The organism is Pseudomonas guariconensis (genome assembly GCF_015680235.1).
GTDB lineage: Bacteria > Pseudomonadota > Gammaproteobacteria > Pseudomonadales > Pseudomonadaceae > Aquipseudomonas > Aquipseudomonas guariconensis_A.
The window spans coordinates 190,791-213,597 of sequence record NZ_JADLJL010000001.1 but is presented as its reverse complement, the minus strand read 5'-3'; the positions used below and the strand labels follow the sequence as shown (position 1 = coordinate 213,597).

Here is a 22,807-nt window from a genome sequence, read left to right as displayed (position 1 = left end):
CGGTGGTGGTGGGTGAGCGAACCTGTAGCGGTCTGCCCCTGGCTGCTATGGCTCAATGGACGGCAAGCCCGCGCTGAAAACGCGGCGAACCCTGCAACTTTCGCGGAGTACCCGGAACATGAGCATCGCTGTCACTCGCTTGTGGAATCGCACCAGCCTGTCACCTGAACAGAGGATGGGCAAGTCATGATCCAGATCCTGGATGAAATCCTGCTCGAGCCCAAGCAGCTCCCAACGGTGCTCGAGGCGTTGGACGCGCTCTACCTACCGCACAGCGCCGCCCGTGGGCTGACCTTGTTGCAGCGCTGGGTGTCGCCGCCGGTGGCTGTCGCTGGCGAGGCCAACCGCCTCTGGTTGCTATGGCAGGTACCCGATGTGTGGGGCTACTACGGTATGCGCCTGGGCGCCGGTGCCCAAGTGCTGGCGTTCTGGAATGTCGTCGATGGCGTGTGCCAGCAGCGTGCTCGGCATGTGCTAGGAGACGCAGGCCAGCCTTTGGCCACAGCGCAGGAGCCTGACGATGTGGCATGAAACCGTGCAGCTGTACTTGGCGCCGGGCTTTGCCGCGAGCACTCTGGAGGCGCGACTGCGGTACCAATTGCAGGCTTTGCCTGGCCTGGTCTTCTTCAACCTGGGGCAAAACCTGCCCGGCAGCTGGGGGAGCGGCGATTTCACCCTGGATCTGTGCTTTGCCAGCAACGCCTTCCAAGAGAACGCCGAGGCTTGCCTGTCACAGCTGCCCGGCCTGGCCCATGTGGACCGGGTGGCCTATCAGCGTGTGGCCGGCGGCCAGCGAGCACCCGGGCTACGCGACGGTACCTGGCGCACCTTGCTGTTTCGTCTGCGTGAGGGCCGCAGCCCAGCCATCGTCGAAGCCCTGGAGCGGGACCTGCTGCGCATGCCGGCCTACATGCAAGGCATCGGCAACTGGCAATTGGGCCGGGTCCGCTGCCCGGGCCGCTGGACCCATGTCTGGCAGCAGGAGTTCGCTCGCCTCGAAGACCTCCAGGGGGAATACCTGACCCACCCCTTCCACTGGGGTTGGGTGGACCGCTGGTTCGACCCGGAATGCCCCGAGTGGGCCGTCGAGGCCATTTCCCATGCCTTCTGCCCCCTGGCCAGCAGCCTCCTGACCCGTCCGCTTTCCCCTGACCGCAAGGAACAGCCATGACTGAAACAACGCAATTGCTGGCCGGCAAGGTCGCGCTCGTCACCGGTGCCAGCCGTGGTATCGGCCGTGCCATCGCCCAACGCTTCGCTGCCGAAGGGGCCATGGTGGTGATCAGCGCGCGTACGCTCGAACCCACGTCCGGCGTGCAAGGCTCTTTGGCCGAAACGGCCGAGCTGATCACCCAAGCCGGTGGCCAGGCAATCGTCCTGACTGCGGACCTCGAAGTGGCGGCCCAGCGCGACAGCCTGGTTTCGCGGGCTGCCGAGGTGGCAGGCGGCCTAGACATCCTGGTGAACAATGCCGGGTACGCCGAATACGACAGTGTCGAACACATGCCGATGGCGGTGTACGAGCGCACCCTGGACCATTACCTGCGGATCCCGTTCGTGCTCAGCCAGGCGGCCATCCCGCTGATGCGCGCCCGAGGTGCGGGTTGGATCCTCAACCTGGGCTCGGTCACGGCCTTGCCGCCCCAAAGGCCCTTCCAAGATTTCGAGCGCTTCGGCGGGATTGCCGTCTACGCGGCGGCCAAGGCAGCCATAAACCGCTTCACTCAAGGGCTGGCCGCGGAGCTCGAGGCCGACAACATCGCAGTCAATTCGGTGGGGCCGAGCACCGCTATCCGTACCCCGGGCGGGGGGCGGTATATCCCCGAGGACTATCCCACCGAGCCTGTCGAGTACCTGGTCGAAACCGCCTTGGCCCTGTGCCAGCTGCCGGCCCACAAGCGCACCGGCCTGGTAGCCCACAGCCTGCATTTTCCCCTGGCACATCAGTTGCCCGTGCACACGCTGGACGCTCGGAGCAGGCTGCCGGCCGCGACCATACCCGAATGGGCGCACCCTGCCATCGAGCCTCTGGGCATTTGATACGGCCGGTGATGCAGCCATCGCGCGGCGACCGACCTAGGTCGCCGTTGTTTTTCAAGCAAGGACACAAAGAGAGGTGTTGCGATGCGCGCTGTAGTGATTGACCAACTGGGAACCTCGCAGGTGTTGCGCCTCGCGACGCTCGACCAGCCGTTGCCGGGCCCCGATGACGTACTGGTCCGGGTGCAATGCGCCGGGGTCAACCCGGCCGATTGGAAGTGCCGCGAAGGCTACCTGGAGGGCTTTCTTACCTACCGTTTCCCGTTCGTCCTGGGCTTCGATCTGGCCGGGACCGTAGTGGCGGTGGGCGAGGGCGTTACAGGTTTCACTCCTGGGATGCGGGTGTTCGCGCAGAGTGATGTGGGGGCCGGCAACTGGGGTAGCTATGCCGAGTATTGCTGCGTGAGGCAGGATTCTGTCGTGCCTATCCCTGAGGGGCTGGGCTTCGCCCAGGCTGCGTCGGTCCCGACCCCGGCCTTGGCGGCCTGGGCCGGGCTGTTCGACGATGGTGGGTTGCAGGCCGGGCAGAAGGTGCTCGTGCATGGCGGGGCTGGTGCTGTCGGGACCTTCGCCATCCAGTTCGCCAAGGCCGCCGGGGCGCAGGTCGTGGCGACCTGTAATGCAGGGAACCTTGGCTATGTCGAGGCGCTGGGCTGCGACCAGGCGATCGATTACCGCAGCCAGGATATCCTGGCCGCTGTGAAGCAGTGGTCACCCGCAGGCGTGGACCTGATCCTCGATTGCGTGGGCTGCGCCAGCCTGCCGGGCGCTCTGGACATGCTGTGCCCTGGCGGGCTGCTGGTGGCGATTCTGACCCTGGCCGAAGGCGATGCCGGCCCTGACCATGCCGCAGCGGCCCAGCGCGGACTGCGCACGGCCGTTACCTACAGCAAGATGCCCAGCGGTGCCAACCTCGCCCGCATCGCTGCCTTGCTGGCCGAAGGGCAGGTGCGCACGCCGCGCATCCAAATCCTGGCATTGGCACAGGTGGCCCGCGCCCACGACCTGCTGCAGCATGGCGGCGCGAAGGCCAAGTTGGTCCTGCAGGTGGCGGATGGCGACTGACTCGCCACCAGGCTGTCGCATAAAAAGCGGCCCCGGCCGGGCGATCTTCCATCACCCGACCGGGGCCGCGTGGTTTCACTGGCCGAGCTTGCGCAGGTTGCCGGCGGAGAAGTAGCCCGCATCGAAGCGCGCATCATTGAGCCGGGCGGTGGCGCCCATGCCGTTGACCAGGCGGTCCACCAGGTACGAACCGGCGATCAGGTCGTGGAATACCGCGACCCGCGCATGGAAGGCCTGGACTTCATAGGCATAGACCGACGTCTGCACGTTGGTGCGCCAGAGCTGGCCCTTGGCGTCGTAGTTGTCGGCGAGCGCGGCGGTCCAGCTGTCCTCGTCCAGGTACAGGCGGCGCTTGGCATATGTGTGTCGGCTGCCGGGGCGCAGCTCGGCCTCCAGCACCCAGACACGGTGCAGCTCATAGCGCACGGCATCGGGGTTGAGGTGGCCGTGCTCGGTGAGCAGCGTGTCCAGGGGCTGGTCGGGGTCATCTAGCGTGTAGTTGTTGTAGGGGATGTACATTTCCTGCTTGCCCACCAGCTTCCATTGGTAGCGGTCTGGGGCACCGTTGAACAGGCGGTCCTCGTCCATCACCCGGAAGCCTCCCACTCCATAGGGCGTGTCATAGCCGACCGTGGGCGCGCGTCGTACGCGCCGGGTACCGGGGATGTACTGCCAGCTCTGGCGGGGCTGGGCGACCGGGTTGCTGAATTCGTTGGTGAGGATGATTTCGCCTTTCTTGCGGGTCGGCTCCAGGGTGCTGATCATCGCGTAGGCTTGGATGCCGTCGTAGGCTTCGGCCTTGCCGCTGGGGTTGTCCCAGGGCGAAAGGATCTGGTAGCGGACCTTCTCGAATACTCGGTTCTGGTTGGAGAAGGTCAGCGCCATCAGGTAGGTGGCTTCTTCTTTCCAGGCGCGGCTGGGCAGGTTGTGGTTCCAGATCAGCTCATAGCCGTTTTTCGGAACCGGGAACGGCGAGGCGCCGTAGGCGTTGGTCACGCCGTAACCGTCATTGACGAGCTGCGCATTGAGGGCGTTGTAGCGGATGTTGTGTTCCACCTCCTGCGAATAGCGGAAATCCCGGTGGCTGGGGTAGACGACGATCCGATAGGTTTGCGGGTAGCGCTTGAACAAGGCTTTCTGCCCATCGGACAGGCGGCTGGCATGCTCGGCCATGTTCTGCGCGGTAATGGTGAACAGCGGCTTTTCCCCGGCGTAGGGGTCGGGACGCTTATGGCCGGTGCCGGCGAAGCTGACATGAGGTGGCGTACCGCGCCATTTGCCGCTCCAGGCCGGGATGCTGTTGTCGGCATTTCCTGCTTTCTCGGCCCCCATCGGGGTCAGGTCGTTACCCAGGCGTGCGGCTTCATCCGCGCTAACCTGGGCCAGGCTCGGGAAGCTCGCGCTGGCAAGGCCTATGGAGAGCAAAAGGGGCAGCAGGCGGGGTGTGCAAGTCATCTTGTTGTTCTCGTCTGTTGGGGGCACGAAGGCCTGCACCGGGCGCAGGCTCGCCGTCATTGAGCCATAGGGCCCCAGGGGGCACCGCCACCGCTTCGCTCAGCCATCATTACCGAAACGCTCATGGCATCCGATTGCAAGCGTCGGTGCAGGCTTGACGCGGCCTTGCCACATGCACTAGAACACACACACCTTCGCCGTCGGGCTATGCTCAAGCCCGTATGAATCGGACCCCGCCGACCTATGCCCGTTGACCTGCAAGCGCTGTACCCACGGCTGATCCACCTGATGCTGGATACGGTCTTCGTGGTTGATCGGGACAACCAGATCGTGTTCGTCAGCGATGCTTGCCAGGCGCTGCTGGGCTACCTGCCCGAGGAGCTGGTTGGCACGCCCATCACCCAGTACATGCACCCGGACGACCTGGCGGCGACCCGTGCGTCGATCATCCGTGTCATGAACGGCCAGTCCCACATCGATTTTCGCAACCGCTACATTCGCAAGGATGGCGCTATCGTGCACATTCTGTGGGCGGCCTGCTGGTCGGAGGAGGTGGGGGCACGGATCGGCGTCGCGCGCAACGTGACGGCCTTGACCCAGGCCGAGGAGGAGCTGCGGTTCCTGGCTCACCACGACCCGCTGACGAAGCTGACCAACCGCTCGGTGTTCAATGTGCGCCTGGACGCAGCCCTGCGCGCGGCGCGCCGCCACGGCAGCACCTTGGCGCTGTTGTTCCTGGATATCGATGATTTCAAGGGCATCAATGATGTTCACGGCCATGCCATCGGCGACCGGGTCCTGTGCGCGGTCGCCCGGCGCCTGGAGGGCTGCGTGCGTGAGACCGACACCGTGGCGCGGATGGGTGGCGACGAATTCACCGTGTTGTTGACGGACATTGAAGCCCACGGCGCCGTCTACGAGAAGGTCGAGCAGATCCTCGCCGCCATGGCCGAGCCGCTGGGAGGCGAGCTTGGCGGATTGAAGATGCCGTCCTGCAGCATCGGCGTGGCCTGCTACCCCGGCGATGGCGAGGATGCCGATACCTTGCTCAGCCATGCCGATGGCGAGATGTACCGGGTCAAGCGGTACCGCTCGATCGCTGGGTGAGGGCGGGCCGAGGGTATCCGCGTGTCGGCAGGATCGGCACGCGGGACCACCAGGGCGCGATCTTTACGCGCTTTTTACGGCTCAAATGATGGCGTGAAGCGATACTTAGCGCGGTTTACCGTCTGCCCAGAGAAGTCACCCGTGAGCGAAGCCGCGACTGCTGCGAATCATTCCCCCTCTTCGAAAACCACAGGCCTTGGCCTGCTCGTCGCCGCTGTCGGCGTGGTCTATGGCGATATCGGCACCAGCCCGTTGTATACGCTCAAGGAAGTGTTCGCCGGGCATTATGGCGTGCAGCCCACCCCGGAAGGCGTGCTCGGCGTGTTGTCGCTGGTGTTCTGGTCGTTGATCTGGGTGGTGTCGGTCAAGTATGTCCTGTTCATCCTGCGCGCCAGCAACCAGGGCGAGGGCGGCATCATGGCCCTGACCGCGCTGGCGCGGCGGGCTGCGGCGCCCTATCCGCAACTGAGCCGGGTGCTGGTGCTGCTGGGCCTGTTCGGTGCGGCGCTGTTCTACGGCGACAGCATGATCACCCCGGCCATCTCCGTGCTTTCGGCGGTGGAGGGGCTGGAGCTTGCCTTCGACGGGATCGGGCACTGGGTCGTGCCGCTTTCGTTGATCGTGTTGGTGGCACTGTTCCTGATCCAGAAGCACGGAACCGCGCGCATCGGCATCCTGTTCGGGCCGGTGATGGTGCTGTGGTTCGTCGTGCTGGGTGCGCTGGGTGTGCTGGGGATCGTGCAGCGGCCCGAGGTGCTGCAGGCGCTCAACCCGGCCTGGGCGGTGCGTTTCTTCGTCCTGCACCCAGGCGTGGGCGTAGCTATCCTGGGAGCGGTGGTTCTGGCCCTGACCGGCGCCGAGGCGCTGTATGCGGACATGGGGCATTTCGGCCGCAGGCCCATCGCCCGGGCGTGGTTCATGCTGGTGCTGCCGGGGCTGGTGCTGAACTATTTCGGGCAGGGAGCGCTGATCCTCGGCAACCCCGAGGCGGTGCGTAACCCGTTCTACCTGCTGGCCCCTGGCTGGGCGTTGCTGCCGATGGTCGCCCTGGCCACGCTGGCCACCATCATTGCCTCCCAGGCGGTGATTTCCGGTGCCTTCTCGCTGACGCGCCAGGCCATCCAGTTGGGCTATGTGCCGCGCATGTTCATCCAGCACACCTCCAGCGAGGAGCAGGGGCAGATCTACATCGGTACGGTGAACTGGGCGCTGATGGTCGGCGTAGTGTTGCTGGTGATCGGTTTCGAGTCTTCGGGCGCACTGGCGGCGGCTTACGGTGTGGCGGTGACGGGTACCATGCTGATCACCACGCTGCTGTCGTCCGCGGTGGTGCTGCTGGCGTGGAAAACTCCGCGCTGGTTGGCCATCCCCATGCTGCTGGGCTTCCTGCTGGTCGACAGCCTGTATTTCGCCGCCAATGCACCGAAGATCCTGCAGGGCGGGGCATTCCCGGTTGTCACTGGGGTGGCGCTGTTCATCCTGATGACCACCTGGAAGCGCGGGCGCAAGATCATCGTCGAGCGCCTGGATGAAGCTGCGCTGCCGCTGGATCTGTTCATCGCCAGCCTGCAGGCCCAGCCGCCCCATCGTGTGCAGGGCACGGCCGTGTTTCTGTGTGCCCGTACCGATGCCGTGCCGCATGCGTTGTTGCATAACCTATTGCACAACCAGGTGTTGCACGAGCAGGTGGTGGTGCTGACCGTGGTGTCGGAGGACGAGCCTCGGGTCAGTGCCGACAAACGCTGTGAGGTCGAGGCCTTCGGCGAAGGGTTCTTCCGCGTCACACTGCATTTCGGTTTCATCGAGGAGCCCGACGTACCGCTGGCCTTGAGCCTGTGCCAGCGTGAAGGGCTGGACTTCAGCCCAATGCGCACCACCTACTTCCTTAGCCGCGAGACGGTGATCGCCACCCGGCGCATGGGCATGGCGCGGTGGCGCGAGCAACTGTTCGCGTTCTTGCTGAGGAATGCCAACAGCAACCTGAAATACTTCCAGTTGCCGCTCAACCGGGTGATCGAATTGGGTACCCAGGTCGAAATGTGATTTGAAACGGTTTCGCACCCGCCCATTCACCGGCAAGCCGGCGCCCACCAGCCCTCGACGGGCGGTGTTTCAGTGGCCGGCCAACGCGCGCAGCAAAAAGTCGGCGCGTTCGGCGACAGAGGTTCTGGGAAGCAGCGATACCTGGTAGCCGAGGGCAGGATAGACGCCCTGCAGTTGCTCGAATTCCTCCAGCGCAGCCTGCATGCCGTGGCGCCGTTCTGCATCCTGCACATAGATCTCAGGCCAAGGCGGCGTCAGGAATACCTGCCGGCGATAACGGCAGGACTCGGCCGCGGCCGCCAGCACAGGCTCGCCCGTGAGGCGCTCCAGGGCCGCGGCGGCATCGATCATGCCACGGTCGAAGAACACCCACTGCGCATTTTTCTGCGCAGCCGACGCGTAGTCGGCCTGGGCCATGTCCATCACCCGGTGCAGAAAACCGACCAGGTCGAGCCAGGGCAGCGCCTGGCCCTGTTCGCGCAGCTGCTGCTGTACCACACGCCGCCCGGGCTCTTCGATCACGGCATGGCCGCGTCGCTCGAGCTCAGCCAGCAGCGTGGACTTGCCGCCGCCCGAGCAGCCGGAAATGATCACGAAGTTGTCCATCGACCAAAGGCTCCAGAAAATTTCAGCCGAACCTTATACCGTTTCCTGGCGCCAGCGCCCGGCATAGTCCCGTGCGAACCGCCCGGCGAGGCGCCCGGAGCGGGAACCGCGCTGGGTGGCCCAGCAAGGCGAATGTCACCTGACCACGTGCAAGTAATGCAGGTGGCGCTCGTACTGATCGAGGATATCGCCGATCACATCGTCACGCCCCCAGCCCATGATGTCGTAGTCCTGGCCGCCTTCGCGCAGGTGCACTTCGGCGCGGAAGTACTTGCGCGCATCGGTCGCGTCCTCGGTGTCACGCATGACGAAGCTGGGTGTATTGAAGGCACGCGGGCGTACTTCATACAGGAACCGCCCTTCGCCGGCATGGGAGAGTTCCAGGGTCACACGTCCGTCGTCACGTTCGTTCACCGTGACTTCGTAGCCTTGCTTGCGCAGCTCGACGGCCACTTCTTCGCAGGCGGGCTTGACCACCTCGGCGATGAAGCGTGTGACATGAGCCCGGCGCGGCATCATGGCGATATTGCGCAGGCGTCGTTGCCAACCCCCATGGGGTTGACGGGTGTGCCGAGGTGCCGGTAGCGCCTGGTTGCGCAGGCCGCGGCGTGTCGCATCCAGGTTCAAGGCCTTGAACAAGCCCCAGATCGCGGTGAGCAGGATGACCGCGAAGGGCAGTGCACTGGCGATGGTCGCGGTCTGCAACGCCTTGAGCCCGTTGGCCAGCAGCAGCGCGATGGCGACCGCACCAATGCTCACCGACCAGAAGATGCGTTGCCACAGCGGCGAATGGCCCTGCCCGGAAGAGGCCAGCATGTCCACGACCAGCGCCCCGGAGTCGGCCGAGGTGACGAAGAACACCACGACCATCAGCACGGCGACCAGCGAAACGATGCTGGAAAACGGGAAGTGTTCGAGAAACACGAACAGCGCCAGGGAGCTGTCCTGGCCGACCACCGTCGTCAGCTCCTTCACGCCGTCGTTGAGGATCATGTGGATCGCCGAGTCGCCGAACACGGTCATCCACAGCAGGGTGAAACCTGCCGGTACGAACAACACGCCACAGACGAACTCACGGATGGTTCGGCCTCGGGAGATGCGCGCGATGAACAGGCCGACGAAGGGCGACCAGGACAACCACCAGCCCCAATAGAGCAAGGTCCAGCCGCCGATCCAGTCGGTGGGCTCGTAGGCGTAGAGGTTGAACGTCTTGTTGACGATGTCCGAGAGGTAGGCGCCGGTGTTCTGGATGTAGGTTTGCAGCAGGAACACGGTTGGCCCGAGCAGCAGCACGAACAGCATCAGCACCACGGCCAGGCCCAGGTTGAGCTCGGAAAGGATGCGAATGCCCTTATCCAGCCCGCTGGCCACCGACAGCGTGGCCAGGGCGCAGGTGACGGTGATCAGGATCACCTGGACCGTCGAGTTCACCGGCAGGCCGAACACATGGTGCAAGCCGCTGTTGATCTGCAGCACACCGTAGCCCAGCGAGGTCGCCACACCGAACACGGTGCCGAGAATGGCGAATACATCCACGGCGTGGCCGATCGGCCCGTGAATCCGCTCGCCGATCAACGGGTAGAGAGCCGAGCGCAAGGTCAGGGGCAGGCCGTTGCGAAAGCTGAAGTAAGCCAGGATCAGGGCGACGATGGCATAGATCGCCCAGGCGTGAAGGCCCCAGTGGAAGAAGGTGATCTTCATGGCTTCGCGCGCGGCGGCTACGGTACCGGGATCGCCTACCGGAGGGTTGGTGAAATGCATGACCGGTTCGGCTACGCCGAAGAACATCAGGCCGATGCCCATGCCGGCGGAGAAAAGCATGGCGAACCAGGTGCTCTTGCGGTAGTCCGGTTCGCTGTGGTCGGGGCCCAGCTTAATGTCGCCGAAGCGGCTGACGGCGAGGAACACCACGCTGATCAATACCAGCGCCACGGTGAGGATATAGAACCAGCTGGCATTGGTGACGATCCAGGCCTGGACCTGTTCGAACAGTGTTTGGGCATGCTCCTGGAATGCCGTGGCGTACAGAACGAGCAGAAAGATAAGGATGGCGCTGCTGTAGAAGACGGGGGGGTTGAGGGTACTCCTGGGTTTTGCGGCTGCAGTCATTGCGGCAGTTTTCTCCTTTTTTAAACATTGCAAGCGCAGCTAGGCACGCAAGCATTTTCCAAGGTTAGCACCTTGAATGAACGCCGTTGCCGAGGCTGGCGAGCTCGAAGGAACCAACAACCGTACCGTTCGTGACGAAAATTCTCAAATGTCTTCCCCCAGGGCAGGGTCCGAAAATGCCCCTGCATGGGCCATCTTGGCGTTGCAGGTATTGCTGTGCCTGCTTTACTTCAAACGGGCTTCGCTTGCGTTCGAAGCTGCTTGAATGCCTTATCCGGGCGCACCGGCCTTGCCCTGTTTCTGAACGCTGGAGTAGCAGCATGTGGGCCAAGACACCTTCTGAAGTCGCCTCCTGGGGCCTATGTGCCTTGCTCGTCATCAGCCTGGCCGCCACCGCCGGCTGCACCCGAAAAGCGAGCACCATGCGTTACGCCGCCGCCACCCAAGGCTCGAACTGCTTCGCCAAGGCGCTGCCGACGGCGGGCGAGGGCGGCCTGGCCTGGGGCGCGAGCCTGGGCATCGCCCGGCAGAAATCTCTCAACAATTGCATCCGCTACGCTGGCCGATCCGGCGGTACGCCCAACACCTGCCAAGTGGTATTGGCGCGGTGCAAGCGCTAGCCGGTAGCCGCACCGCGCCTCGGCGCAATGGCGAAGGCGCGACAAGTTGCCCGCTTGACTTTGCCAGGCGCGCGGTGAGTGCGTTAAACTTGACGCCAAGGTCAGTTTTTGTGGTCCCCACTCCGACCTGCTTTCGGAACGTCAATGATTCCGCCCTCCGAGCTATCAAGTACCAGAATACGTCATGGGCAGGCTCGCTCTGCCCAGAGGATGAAGCATGACCAACCGTGATATTTCCCGGCGCGCCTTCCTGCAAGGCGGCGTGATCGCTGGCGTGGGGGTGACTCTCGCGCCGCTCGGCAGCCCGGCGTTCGCCGCCCTGATGGAAAACAGTGTCACCACTTCGCCGCAGAAGTGGATGAGCCATGATGGCAAGGCGCGCTTTCGTAACGATGCGTTGTCCAAGGTGTGCGGCAACAAAGTGTTCGCCCGCGACATCCGCGCCAAGGACATGCCCGGCTGGCCCCAGCAGCAGGGCCACGCCCTGTTGCTCAAGACCACCAAGGCCGACCGCATCTATGCAGGCTACGACCTGGCGTGGCTGGGCGCCGACCTGCAGCCGGACCGTGTCGTCACCGCTGCCGACCTGGAAAAGGACGGAATTGCCTGGCCCGAGGCCCATTCGCCGGATCCTCTGCTGCCGCCTGGCAAGGTGCCAATGTTCATCGGCCACCCCGTGGCGATCCTGATCTGGCACGATTTCGAACGTTTCCGCCAGGCCAAGCTCAAGCTGCAGTTCAATGACAAGGCGATCCGCTATGGCGCCCAGGCGCCGCTGTACCAGCGTGACCCCTATGGCAGCTTCCGCTTCGTGCGGGTCGGCGGCCAGACGCCGTTCGATGAGGACACCTTCTCGAGCCTGAAGAATTCCATGCTGTTCCCCACCATCCTTGCGCGCAAACCGGTGTGGACCGCCGAGCCCAAGCAGCACGGCACCCTGACCGAGCAGGGGATGTTCTACGCCCAGCGCATGGATGAGCAGTTCAAGCAGCCGCCGCAGGATTGGCTGCTGTTCGACGAGCGCTACAAGACCCCGTCGATCGAGCCCGCAGCGCTGGAGCCGGACAACGGCAACGGCTGGTACGACCCGGCCACCGGCACCCTGCATTTCGTCGTGGCTACCCAGTGCCCGTTCGAAGTGGCGCAGGAATGTGTGCACATGATCAAGCCGTCGCGCTTCGCGCTGAACAATCTGAACATGCACCCCGGCTACACCGTCGGCTACGGCTCCAAGGACAACAACATCTTCGTGTTCTATGCCGCCGTCGCTGCGTTGTATGGGGCCGGTGTGCCGATCCGCCTGGCCAACGACCGCTACGAGCAGTTCCAGAGCGGCATCAAGCGCCACCCGTTCGACATCCGCTACCAGCTGGCCGTCGACAAGAACGACATGAGCTTCAAGATCTTCCGCGCCGACATGAGCGTCGACGGGGGCGGGCGCATCAACTACAGCCCGTCGGTGGCTGCAGTGGGGGCCACCGCCGCGCAGTCGATCTACTACATGCCGCAGAGCGACCTGGCGGTGACCGTCTACCACTCACGGGGTGTCGAAGCCGGCTCCATGCGTGGCTATGGGACCCTGCAGAGCATGGCCGCCACCGAGATGATGGTCGATGAAGTCGCCAACCGCCTCGGCGTCGACGCCATCGAGCTGCGTCGCAAGAACGCGCTCAAGTCGGGCATGAAGAACACCCAGGGCGCCGTGCCCGCCGGTGCCTTGCGCCTGCACGAGATCCTCGACAAGGCCAGCGCCCACGAGGTGTGGAAGAACCGCGACGCGCACAAGAAAGCGATGGAAGCCAAGGACCCGCACAACTGGTACGGCGTCGGCTTCGCCATCTGCCAGAAAGACTTCGGCACCGGTGCCGAAGCACCCATGGCCAGCATCGAGTTCACCGCTGATGGCCGTATCAGCCTGCGCCACATCGGCACCGAGCTGGGCACCGGCATGTCGACCTCCCAGGCGTTCGTGGTCAGCGATTTCCTGGGGCGCCCGGCCGACGAGGTGACCACCGCAGAAACCGAATGGCCGGAACTGAAATTGGCCACCAGCGGCAACCCCTACCTGATGAGCCAGGCCGAGCAGGACGCCGCGCTGCGTGACCCGCGCTGGGTCGGCAAGCTGGCCTCGCCGTCATCGGCCACCAACTCGGCTTTCTACTTCAGCCATGCCACCCGTGAAGCGGCGCGTGTGCTGTTCAACCACGGCCTGTGGCCAGCGGCGCTTTCGCTCTGGCGCCAGGGCCCGTTTGGCGGCCAGGCCAACCCGCTGGTGGTACGCCGCGAGAACGCGGTATGGGTCAACGGCGAGCTTACCGGCAACGGCCTGTCGCCCATCCCGTTCGCGGAGCTGGCGAAGAAGGCCCATGAAATGGGCCTGGTCACCGGCGTCAGCGTGCATGCGTTCAACCGTTGGAGCTGGGCTGAAGCCGACTTCGTCATCGACGGTGTACGCGAGCGCCTGCCGCTCGATGCGTTGGCGGTCAAGTACGGCGACGGTGCCCCGAACGCGAAGAAGGCGCAGATGAACAGCGCCAGCTACCACCTGTTGGACCGACAGAACGCGGCCTATCCGGCCACCCAGCTGAACAATGCCATGGTGACCTACTACAGCCCGGTGGCCACGCTGGTGGAAGTGATGGTGAACAAAGGCAGTGGCGAGGTCCAGGTGCTCAACCACCACAGCTGGGTGGAGTGCGGCCGGGTGCTGGTGCCGGAACTGGTCAAGGGCCAGCTCGAAGGTGGTATCGCCATGGGCATCGGCCATGCCCTGACCGAAGAGATGCCGCTGTACGAGGGCGGCCCGGGCGAGGGGAACTGGAACTTCAACCGCTATCGCCTGCCGATGGCCAAGGACGTGGCAGTCTGGAAGCAGACCAGCGAAATCCTGCCACCGCTGTCGCCCACCGACCCTTCCAAGGGTATCGCCGAAGTGGTGATGATCCCGGTGGTCGGTGCCATCGGCAACGCCGTGGCCCATGCCATCGGCAAGCGTGTTCGCGACCTGCCCATCACTCCAGCCCGCGTCAAGGAGGCCCTCAATGGCTAACCGTCCGCTCCAGATGACCCTCAACGGTCAACCCGTCGGTCCGGCCGAGGTCCCCGAGGACCTGGCGATGATCGACTACCTGCACGAATACCAAAACCTCACCGGCTCGCGCCTGGGCTGCGGCCAGGGCATCTGCCACGCCTGCGTGGTCATCGTCGACAACCCCGACGGCACCAGCGAGGAAGTGCGCACCTGCATCACCGGCGCGCACTACTTCGAAGGCAAGAAAGTGCGCACCATCGAAGGCCATGCCAAGCATGACGAGGCCGGCAACCTCAGCGAACTGAACCCGATCCAGCAGAAGTTCGTCGACCGCTTCGCTTTCCAGTGCAGCTATTGCGCACCAGGCTTCGTCAACGCCGCCACCGTGCTGGTGGAGAAGGCCCAGCGCCAGCCGTTGAAGAAAAGCGAGCTGGAAGGCGCCATCGAAGCCAGCCTCGGCCATCACATCTGCCGCTGCACCGGGTACGTGCGTTACTACGACGCCACCCGCGAGGTGCTCAGCGACCTCGGCCTGGTCAAGGAGGGTTGAGCATGCTGCGAGCTCTTTCCGGCCTCGCCCTGGCCGTGGGCGCGGTTCTGTCGCTCGGTGCCCAGGCGGCTGACGAAGCCCTGGTCAAGCGCGGCGAGTACCTGGCTCGGGCGGCCGACTGCATGGCCTGCCACACCGCCGAAGGTGGGGCGCCGTTCGCCGGTGGCCTGCCGATCCATTCGCCGTTCGGCACCATCTACGGCACCAATATCACCTCGGACAAGCAGTACGGCATCGGTGACTACAACAGCGACGAGTTCTTCGCTGCCCTCACCGAGGGCAAGCGCAAGGACGGCGCCAACCTGTACCCGGCCATGCCCTATACCTCTTACCACTTGCTCAAGCGTGAAGACGCCGATGCGATCCATGCCTACCTGATGACGGTGCCGCCGATCAACCGGCCGGCACCTGAAACCAGCCTGAGCTTCCCGTTCAACGTGCGCATGGGCCTTACCGGGTGGAACATGCTGTATGGCAAGAGCGTCCAGCTGCAGCCCACCGAGGGCAAGAGCGAGGCCTGGCAGCGCGGCCAGTACATGGTGGAAGTGCTCGGCCACTGTGGCGAGTGCCATACCCCGCGTAACAGCATCGGCGCCCTGGAGCAGGACAAGCGCCTGACCGGCGGCCTGCTCGGCGGCTACCTGGCGCCCAGCCTGCTGGCCCAGGACCTGGCCGAGCGTGGCTGGACCCAGCCGGACCTGACCACCTTCCTCAAGCACGGCATCAGTGCCCAGGGCAGCATGTTCAACGAGATGTTCCCGGTGGTGCACCACAGCACCCAGCACCTGGAGGATGCCGACCTGGCCGCGATGGCCACCTACCTGCTGGGCGACCAGCCGCCTGCGGCCAAAGTGGTGCAGGCCGTACCGGTGGACAAGCTTGGCGAAAGCGCCCTGCGTGGCCGCCAGCAGTACCTCAACGTCTGCGCCGGGTGCCATGGCGTCGAAGGCGAGGGCAAGCCGCACATCGCGGTGGCCATGCAAGGCAATACCGTGCTGCGCCAGGCCGACTCGCGCAACCTGGCCAAGGTGATTCTCGAAGGCATCCGTGAGCAGCAGTTCACCGGCTTCGAGCGCATGCAGCCGATGCCGGGCTTTGCCGACAAGCTCGACGACCAGCAGGTCGCCGACCTGGTCAACTACCTGCGCGAAGCCTGGGGTGGCTTGCCGGGCGACCTCAGTGCGCAGCAGCTTGCGCACCTGAGCGCGGAGTGAGCCGTGCAGCATCTTGACCTGCAAGTGGTGCGCCAGGCCTTGCAATGGTCTGGCGCCGGCCAGCGTGTTTGGTTGTGCAGCGTGCTCTTCACCTACGGCTCGGCGCCCCGTGCGCCGGGCTCGCTGCTGGCGGTCAACGATCGCGGGCAGTGGGTAGGTTCGCTGTCCGGTGGTTGTGTCGAGGAAGATTTCCTCGCACGGGTCGCCGAAGGCGAGTTCGCAGAGCCTGCCACCGTGGTGCGCTACGGCGATGGCAGCGACACACGTTCGAACATCCGCCTGCCCTGCGGTGGTGTACTGGATGTGCTGGTGGAGAACCTGCCTGCCGATTGCCAGGTACAGGCGCATTTGCGTGAGCTGGAGTCGGCGCTGCTTGGTCAGCGCCGGCTGCTTCGCCACGTGGACCTGCGCAATGGCCAGCGCCGGCTCGACGACGATCACAGCCAAGGCCCCAGGGTGGTCTACGACACCGACACCGTTCGCCTGCGGGTGGGCGCGGCCCAGCGCCTGCTGCTGGCGGGGTATTCCAGCGTCGCGCATTTCTGCGCCGAGTTCGGCAAGGGGCTGGGGTTCGAGGTCATCCTCTGCGACCCCCGCGACGAGGTGCTCGAAGGCGTGGTACTCGATGGCATCGAGGTCCGCCGCGAGCTGCCTTCGGTGTTCATCGCCAATGGCGGCTGCCATGGCGATACGGCGGTGGTGGCGTTGACCCATGACCCGAAGATCGATGACCTGGCGATGCTCGAGGCGGTGCGCACCGAGGCGTTCTATATCGGTGTGATGGGCTCGCGCACCACTTCGGACAAACGCCGTGAGCGTCTCCAACGCATCGGTGGCCTGGACGCGGGGCAGCTGGCCCGCATCCATGCGCCCATCGGGCTGAACTTGGGCAGCAAGACACCAGCGGAAATCGCCTTGGCGGTGCTCGCCGATATCCTGCGTACCCGTAGCGGCATCGCCCGCGAGGCGCTGTGACGGTCGTTGCGCTGGTCCTGGCGGCTGGGTGCAGCGCGCGCTTTGGCAGTGACAAGCGTCGTGCCGCCCTGGCAGAAGGGACGAGCGTGCTGGGGCAAAGCGTCGAGCACGCCCTGGCGGTGTTCGACGAAGTGCGGGTGGTGCTGCGTGATGGCGAGTGCGCTCAGGACCTGGGCCTGCCGCAAGGCTGCTCGGTGGTGCACAGCTCCGATGCTGCGTTGGGCATGGGCCACAGCCTGGCGGCAGGCGTTGCCTCTTTGGGCGACAGCTCTGCACAGGCGGTCGCGGTCGTGCTGGGGGACATGCCATGGATCAGCTGTGCGACCCTGCGTCGGTTGGCCGAGGCGGCCTCGGCGTCGAACATCGTATTGCCTCAGCATGCAGGGCGGCAGGGGCATCCAGTGGTGTTCGGTCGCGTATTCTGGCCAGCGCTGATGAAGCTGGTGGGTGATGAAGGGGCTCGTCGCGTGGTCCGGGCGAACCCAGCTCATTGTGTCGCCGTGGCGGTGGACGATGAGGGTGTGCTGCGCGACGTGGATACGCCAAACGCTTTGTAGAGGGGCGAGGTGCTCTGCGTCTCAGGCAAGCATGAGCCACGCTTGCCCGGCATCATCGTGTGCAACCATCCAGCTAAAACCGCTATAGCTCGCATCAACAACTGGTATTACTCGCTCCACGTCCACGCTGTTTAGCATCGACTCGGTCTTTACTGTCGACGAGAACAACAACGTGAACCTCGGAAAAATAACCAGTCGAAGTGCAAGGTACTGGCCAGAGCGGTTGGCCGTGATCGATCGCGACACCCGCCTGACCTTCGCCCAGCTCGAACAGCGCACCAACCAACTGGCCTCTGCGCTGCTGGCCCAGGGCATCAACCCTGGCGAACACGTCGCTATCCTTGCCGCCAACCGGGTCGAACTGGTGGAGGCGGAGATCGCTTTCTACAAGACCGGCATGGTAAAGGTGCCGGTCAACGCGCGTCTGTCCTTGGACGAAGTCATCCAGATTCTCAACGACTCGTGCAGTGTCGCGCTGATCGCCGAACCGTCCTTCGCCCAGGCCCTCATCGAGCGACGCGCGGCGGTGCCGGCGTTGCGCCTGATCGTCGCGTTGGGCGAGCAGGGCGGTGACGTCGCTTACCCGGCACTGCTGCGTCAGGGTAGCGCCGAGCCCATTGCCTGTGACCCTGACGATGACGCATTGGCCGTGCTGCACTACACCTCGGGAAGTTCGGGCGTGCTCAAGGCAGCGATGCTCAGTGTCGGCAACCGCAAGGCGCTGATCCGCAAGAGTATTGCCAGCCCCACCCGTCGCGCAGCGCCCGGCGATGTGATGGCCCACGTCGGCCCCATTACCCATGCCAGCGGTATGCAGCTCATGCCGTTGCTGGCGGTGGGCGCCTGCAACCTGCTTCTGGAGCGCTATGACGACCAGCTGTTGCTGGAAACCATCCAGCGCGAGCGTGTCACCCGGCTGTTCCTTGTGCCGGCGATGATCAATCGGCTGGTGAACTTCCCTGGGGTCGAACGTTTCGACCTGAGCAGCCTGCGGCTGGTGATGTACGGGGCCGCACCGATGGCCCCGGCGCTGGTCAAGCGCGCCATCGAAGTATTCGGGCCGATCCTGGCGCAGGGGTACGGCGCAGGCGAAACCTGCTCCTTGGTCACGGTGCTGACTGAACAGGACCATTTGTGCGAGGACGGTGACTTTCGTCGCCTGGCGTCATGCGGCCGCTGCTATTTCGAGACGGACCTGCGGGTCGTCAATGAGGATTTCCAGGACGTGCAACCAGGCGAGATCGGCGAAATCGTCGTCAAAGGCCCGGACATCATGCAGGGCTACTGGCGTGCTCCGCAGCTCACTGCCGAAGTGATGCGCGACGGCTATTACCTCAGCGGCGACCTGGCCACGGTCGATGAGCAGGGCTACGTGTTCATCGTCGACCGCAAGAAGGAGATGATCATTTCCGGTGGCTTCAACATCTACCCGACCGAAGTCGAGCAGGTGCTGTACGGCTTGCCGCAGGTATTCGAAGCCGCCGTGGTCGGCGTGCCGGACGAACAGTGGGGCGAAGCGGTGCGGGCGGTCGTGGTGCTCAAGCCTGGCATGGTGCTCAGCGAGCGCGACATCATCGACCACTGCGCACAGACCCTGGCCGGGTTCAAGAAACCTCGTGCCGTGGACTTCGTCAGCGAACTGCCCAAGAACCCCAACGGCAAGGTGGTGCGCCGCCTGGTCCGCGATGCGTACTGGCAACACAGCGAACGCCGCATCTGACTCGAGGAGCACATCATGTATCAGCCAAGCGAAAAGGCTAGCCAAATCATCGAGGCTATCGGTGGTTTCATCCGTGACGAGATCATACCCCTGGAACAACGTGAGGGGTTGAGCTGGGCCGAACCGCACCCCTATGGGGTGCTCAGGCAGGTCTGGCAACGTTCCTGCGAACAGGGTTTCTACAACATCATGCTGCCTGAAGCGCTGGGCGGTGCCGGGCTCAGTGCATCCGAGCTGTGTGCGGTCAAAGAGGCCACGGTGCTGACCGGCTCGATGCTGGCACCCCATGTGCTCGGCGAATTGTCCGGCCCGCCGCGCATCGGCCACCTGTTCAAAGTGGCGAGCCCCTGGCAGGTCGAGTCCTTCCTGCAACCGGTGTGTCGCGCCGAAAAAGCCGTATGCTTCGCGCTGACCGAGAGCGAGGCGGGCTCCGATGCTTCGGCGATCAAGACCGTCGCGCACCGTGACGGGGACCATTACCTGCTCACCGGCAGCAAGCGATACATCTCCGGCGCACCTTATGCCGATGTCGCCGTGCTGCTGGCCGTCACCGGGCCGGGCCGTGGCACCCAGGGAATTTCTGCTTTCTTCGTCGATCTCAAGGCGCCAGGGGTGCGGGTCGAAAGCGATTATGCGGTGATGTCCGGCGGCGGTGCGCATGGCGATATCTTGCTGGATGACGTCCGCGTACCGGTGGCCAGCCGCATCGGCGAAGAGGGGCAAGGGTTCAAGCTGGCGATGGGGCGGATTACCCTCAACCGCCTGCTGCATTGTCCAACGCTGTTGGGGTTGGCCGGGCTGGCGCTGAACTTGTCGGTCGACTACGCCCGCACGCGCAAACAGTTCGGCCAGCCGATCGCCATGTTCCAGTCGATCAGTCACATGATCGCCGACATGGCCACTGAGCTGCATGCAGCGCGCAGCATGGTCTATGCCACGGCGGCGCTGAATGACGCAGGTGGCGATATCCGCACCCAGGCCTCGATGTGCAAGCTGTTCGTTTCCGAAGCGGCATTCCGCATCGCTGATCGCGCCGTTCAGATCCATGGGGGCGCCGGTCTGTTGCGTGGCCATCCGGTGGAATGGATTTTCCGTGCGACGCGTATGATGCGTATCCTGACCGGCACCAGCGAGATCCAGCGCAATACCATCGCCAAGGGAATACTGATGCCTGACTAGCGTGCCCCCTTGTAGGTCCGGTCATACCTGGCCGGACATCTCGATCAGAACAATAAGAGAGACGATCATGACTGATACCTCCGCGCGCCCGGGCACGGCCTGGATGATTGCGATATTGCTGGCTTTTCTGATGCTGGTGAATTTCCTCGACAAGGTGGTGATCGGCCTGGTGGCAGTGCCCATGTCCAAGGAGCTGGGTCTGACACCTACCGAGTTCGGCCTGGTGGCAGGGGCCCTGCACTGGCTATTCGCCGTTTCTGCCGTCATCGGCGGTTTCATGGCCAACCGTCGCCCTACGCGCACCCTGCTGCTGGGCATGGGGGTGTTCTGGGCATTGATTCAATTGCCGATGCTGTTCGTCAGCTCGCTCTGGGCCATTGTCGCCTGCCGGGTATTGCTGGGCATCGGCGAAGGGCCGGCATCGCCGGTGGCCACCCATGCCTTGTACAAATGGTTCGCCAATGACCGGCGCAACTTGCCGGTCGCCCTCCTGCATACCGGCAGTGCCCTGGGGCTGTTGGTGGCCGGCGCGATGATTCCCTGGATCAGCCTGCATTATGGTTGGCGCATGAACTTCATCGTCCTGGCGGTGATCGGTGCGGTGTGGTGCCTGTTGTGGTTATGGCTGGGGCGAGAGGGCACACTGGACCGCATTCGCCCCGGCCAGCTGAAGGTGGACGATGAGCATGTGCCATATGGGCGGTTACTCAGCGATCGCACCGTGCTAAGCAATTACCTGTGCCATTTCGCGGCCAACTGGTCGCTGGCGCTGACCCTGACTTGGGTGCCGAGCTACCTGGAGATTGGGCTGGGCATCGACGCGATCATGACCGGTAAGATGTTCGTACTGTTCGTGGTGGTGACGACGCCGTTGAGCCTGTTCATGGCCTGGCTGTCGCAGCGCTTGCTGCGTGGCGGGTTGGTGTCGCGTTGGTCGCGTGGCGCATTCGTTTCGGTTTGCCTGATCGTCAGTGGGTTGTTGGCGGCGGCATTGTTCCTGCCAGGACTGTCCACCACCGTACGGATCATCAGCCTGACCTTGAGCGGTGGTTTGGCACTGGTGATGTATTCGGTGGGGCCTGCGATGCTTGCCGAATTCACGCCAGGTACCCAACGTGGCGGGGTGTTGGCGATCGGCAACGGCATCGCTTCGCTGGCCGGCATGGCCGCGCCGGTGATGACAGGCTTGCTGGTGCAGGGGGCCGGTGCCGAACACCCGGCAGGATACGCGCAAGGGTTTCTGGTATGTGGCGCGGTTCTGGTGATTGCGGGTCTGGTCGGGCTGTTCTGGATGGACCCGCAAAAGACCCTACGACGGTTGCATCGCAAAGAGCCAGGCATCCAGGTACGGGCCGACCAGCCCTATACCTGAGCGCGAGGCGCCAGCAGTGCCCACTGCATGGCAGTCAGGGCTCTACCGCCAGGCCTGATTCGTATTCGGCCTGGCGTTCGATCAAGCTGCCTTTCCACTGATCGTTGCGTACGGCTTCGATCAGCAAGCCCCTGACCAGGTCACGCATGCATGCAGCCGCAAACGACAGAGGTTTGTGTTGCGAGTGCGCCAGTGAGATGGTCCGGGTGATGCGTGGCTCCACGATCAAACGGGCGCAGGTAGGCTCCAGCAGCTCCACCAACGGAGGCCAGTTGCTGATGGTCGCCGCCAGGCCCGCGCGTACCAGGCTGCTGATCCCTGGCGCGGACTGCTGCTCATAACTGGAGTCCAGGACGACACCGGCCTCCATCGCTGCTTGCTCGACCCGTCGACGCAGGTGCAGGGCACGGGGTGGCATCACCAGTTGCGTTGCCGCGGCCTCGGCCAGGGTGATCGGCGAAGCGTCGCCGCAATGCCCGGGTGTACCTACCCAGTAAAGGTCTTCGGTAAACACCGGCTCGGCAATCACATGGTCGAGTTCCTCGGCATTGGGCACGACACCGAAATCCACTTTGCCCAGCTCGATCGCCTGGCCACCTTCGCGGCTGAGCCCATCCCAGACCGTCAGCTTGATGCCGGGAAATTTCGACTGCCCATGGGTAATGATCGCTGGCAGCAACAACGCCGACGCGGTGGCGGGAATGGAGATCGCCACATGGCCCATGGGGTTGCCCCGGCTGGACTTGAGCTCGTCTTTGACCGAATCGAGCTTCTGGATCACCGACCGGGCGACTTCGTACAACTGGCGCCCGGCATCGGTCAGCGCTATGCCGTCGTGCTGGCGCGCCAGCAATTGCATCTCCAGCTCGTTCTCCAGCAAGCCGATCTGCCGGCTCAGGGCGGGTTGAGCGATGAACGCGCGACGTGCGGCATTGGAGAAACTGCCAGCCTCGACAATGGCAATGAGATAACGCAGCTGTTTCAAGGTCATGGGCATTCTCTGGCTATGCCGAAGTGATATGGCAACTATCCGAACACGCTATTTGTGGTGCCCAGGTAGCGTACTTAGTATCCATTAATACCGCATCCGGAGGATATCTGGCCAACCCATTGAACCGATGTTTATCTGCGTGACCTGCTCTGGGGCGAGCCTTCTGGGTGTTT

20 protein-coding genes are annotated in these 22,807 nt (G+C 64.1%); 16 read left to right on the top strand and 4 right to left on the bottom strand.

The window, feature by feature from the left end; translation table 11 throughout:
- Window positions 1-186 precede the first annotated feature (186 nt).
- The 4 genes from IRZ56_RS00900 (at window position 187) to IRZ56_RS00885 (ending at window position 3,105) form a co-directional block, all read left to right on the top strand.
- Window positions 187-531 (top strand): hypothetical protein, encoded by a 345-nt coding sequence (locus tag IRZ56_RS00900; protein WP_196143176.1) that lies wholly within the window; start codon window positions 187-189, stop codon window positions 529-531.
- Window positions 521-1,171, top strand: a complete 651-nt coding sequence (locus IRZ56_RS00895) for a Dabb family protein (RefSeq protein WP_196143175.1) — start codon at window positions 521-523, stop codon at window positions 1,169-1,171. Before IRZ56_RS00900 ends, IRZ56_RS00895 begins: the two co-directional genes overlap by 11 nt.
- Window positions 1,168-2,040, top strand: coding sequence for an SDR family NAD(P)-dependent oxidoreductase (locus tag IRZ56_RS00890; RefSeq protein WP_196143174.1), 873 nt, complete (start codon window positions 1,168-1,170; stop codon window positions 2,038-2,040). Before IRZ56_RS00895 ends, IRZ56_RS00890 begins: the two co-directional genes overlap by 4 nt.
- A gap of 84 nt (window positions 2,041-2,124) precedes the next feature.
- Window positions 2,125-3,105, top strand: coding sequence for a quinone oxidoreductase family protein (locus IRZ56_RS00885; RefSeq protein ID WP_196143173.1), 981 nt, complete (start codon window positions 2,125-2,127; stop codon window positions 3,103-3,105).
- Between the two features lie 75 nt (window positions 3,106-3,180).
- On the opposite strand, the gene IRZ56_RS00880 is transcribed toward IRZ56_RS00885, so the two are convergent.
- The gene (locus IRZ56_RS00880; RefSeq protein WP_196143172.1) at window positions 3,181-4,560 is read right to left on the bottom strand and encodes a DUF1329 domain-containing protein; all 1,380 of its coding nucleotides are present in this window, start codon (window positions 4,558-4,560) and stop codon (window positions 3,181-3,183) included.
- 243 nt (window positions 4,561-4,803) lie between these two features.
- Here IRZ56_RS00880 and IRZ56_RS00875 point away from each other — a divergent pair, with 243 nt between their 5' ends.
- Together IRZ56_RS00875 and IRZ56_RS00870 are read left to right on the top strand one after the other, a co-directional pair.
- The gene (locus tag IRZ56_RS00875; RefSeq protein WP_196143171.1) at window positions 4,804-5,667 is read left to right on the top strand and encodes a GGDEF domain-containing protein; all 864 of its coding nucleotides are present in this window, start codon (window positions 4,804-4,806) and stop codon (window positions 5,665-5,667) included.
- A 141-nt stretch (window positions 5,668-5,808) separates the two neighbouring features.
- Entirely contained in the window at window positions 5,809-7,710 is a 1,902-nt protein-coding gene (locus IRZ56_RS00870) for a potassium transporter Kup (RefSeq protein ID WP_196143170.1), read from the top strand.
- Window positions 7,711-7,779: 69 nt separating this feature from the next.
- Here the strand turns inward: IRZ56_RS00870 and IRZ56_RS00865 are convergent, their stop codons facing one another.
- A complete protein-coding gene (locus IRZ56_RS00865) occupies window positions 7,780-8,316 on the bottom strand; it encodes an AAA family ATPase (protein ID WP_196143169.1) in 537 nt (178 codons plus the stop codon).
- Window positions 8,317-8,451: 135 nt separating this feature from the next.
- Window positions 8,452-10,425: a BCCT family transporter gene (locus IRZ56_RS00860; protein ID WP_196143168.1), complete on the bottom strand. Its 1,974-nt coding sequence runs from the start codon at window positions 10,423-10,425 to the stop codon at window positions 8,452-8,454.
- Window positions 10,426-10,501: 76 nt separating this feature from the next.
- On the opposite strand from IRZ56_RS00860, the gene IRZ56_RS00855 reads away from it, so the two are divergent.
- From IRZ56_RS00855 to IRZ56_RS00810, 10 genes are all read left to right on the top strand, one after another.
- Entirely contained in the window at window positions 10,502-10,690 is a 189-nt protein-coding gene (locus IRZ56_RS00855) for a hypothetical protein (protein ID WP_196143167.1), read from the top strand.
- Between the two features lie 55 nt (window positions 10,691-10,745).
- Window positions 10,746-11,045 (top strand): hypothetical protein, encoded by a 300-nt coding sequence (locus IRZ56_RS00850; protein WP_196143166.1) that lies wholly within the window; start codon window positions 10,746-10,748, stop codon window positions 11,043-11,045.
- 217 nt (window positions 11,046-11,262) lie between these two features.
- Window positions 11,263-14,094 (top strand): xanthine dehydrogenase family protein molybdopterin-binding subunit, encoded by a 2,832-nt coding sequence (locus IRZ56_RS00845; RefSeq protein ID WP_196143165.1) that lies wholly within the window; start codon window positions 11,263-11,265, stop codon window positions 14,092-14,094.
- On the top strand, window positions 14,087-14,626 hold the full coding sequence (locus IRZ56_RS00840; protein WP_084858839.1) for a (2Fe-2S)-binding protein: 540 nt from the start codon (window positions 14,087-14,089) through the stop codon (window positions 14,624-14,626). Before IRZ56_RS00845 ends, IRZ56_RS00840 begins: the two co-directional genes overlap by 8 nt.
- A gap of 2 nt (window positions 14,627-14,628) precedes the next feature.
- Window positions 14,629-15,840 (top strand): cytochrome c, encoded by a 1,212-nt coding sequence (locus IRZ56_RS00835; protein WP_196143164.1) that lies wholly within the window; start codon window positions 14,629-14,631, stop codon window positions 15,838-15,840.
- A gap of 3 nt (window positions 15,841-15,843) precedes the next feature.
- Entirely contained in the window at window positions 15,844-16,815 is a 972-nt protein-coding gene (locus tag IRZ56_RS00830) for an XdhC family protein (protein ID WP_196143163.1), read from the top strand.
- On the top strand, window positions 16,812-17,372 hold the full coding sequence (locus IRZ56_RS00825; protein WP_196143162.1) for a nucleotidyltransferase family protein: 561 nt from the start codon (window positions 16,812-16,814) through the stop codon (window positions 17,370-17,372). Before IRZ56_RS00830 ends, IRZ56_RS00825 begins: the two co-directional genes overlap by 4 nt.
- A 172-nt stretch (window positions 17,373-17,544) precedes the next feature.
- On the top strand, window positions 17,545-19,092 hold the full coding sequence (locus IRZ56_RS00820; RefSeq protein ID WP_196143161.1) for an AMP-binding protein: 1,548 nt from the start codon (window positions 17,545-17,547) through the stop codon (window positions 19,090-19,092).
- A gap of 15 nt (window positions 19,093-19,107) precedes the next feature.
- Window positions 19,108-20,271 (top strand): acyl-CoA dehydrogenase family protein, encoded by a 1,164-nt coding sequence (locus IRZ56_RS00815; protein WP_196143160.1) that lies wholly within the window; start codon window positions 19,108-19,110, stop codon window positions 20,269-20,271.
- A gap of 103 nt (window positions 20,272-20,374) precedes the next feature.
- Window positions 20,375-21,643 carry an MFS transporter gene (locus IRZ56_RS00810; RefSeq protein WP_196143363.1) on the top strand — a complete coding sequence of 423 codons (1,269 nt, stop codon included), beginning with the start codon at window positions 20,375-20,377 and terminating at the stop codon, window positions 21,641-21,643.
- 34 nt (window positions 21,644-21,677) lie between these two features.
- On the opposite strand, the gene IRZ56_RS00805 is transcribed toward IRZ56_RS00810, so the two are convergent.
- Window positions 21,678-22,634, bottom strand: coding sequence for a LysR family transcriptional regulator (locus tag IRZ56_RS00805; protein WP_196143159.1), 957 nt, complete (start codon window positions 22,632-22,634; stop codon window positions 21,678-21,680).
- Window positions 22,635-22,807: the final 173 nt, after the last annotated feature.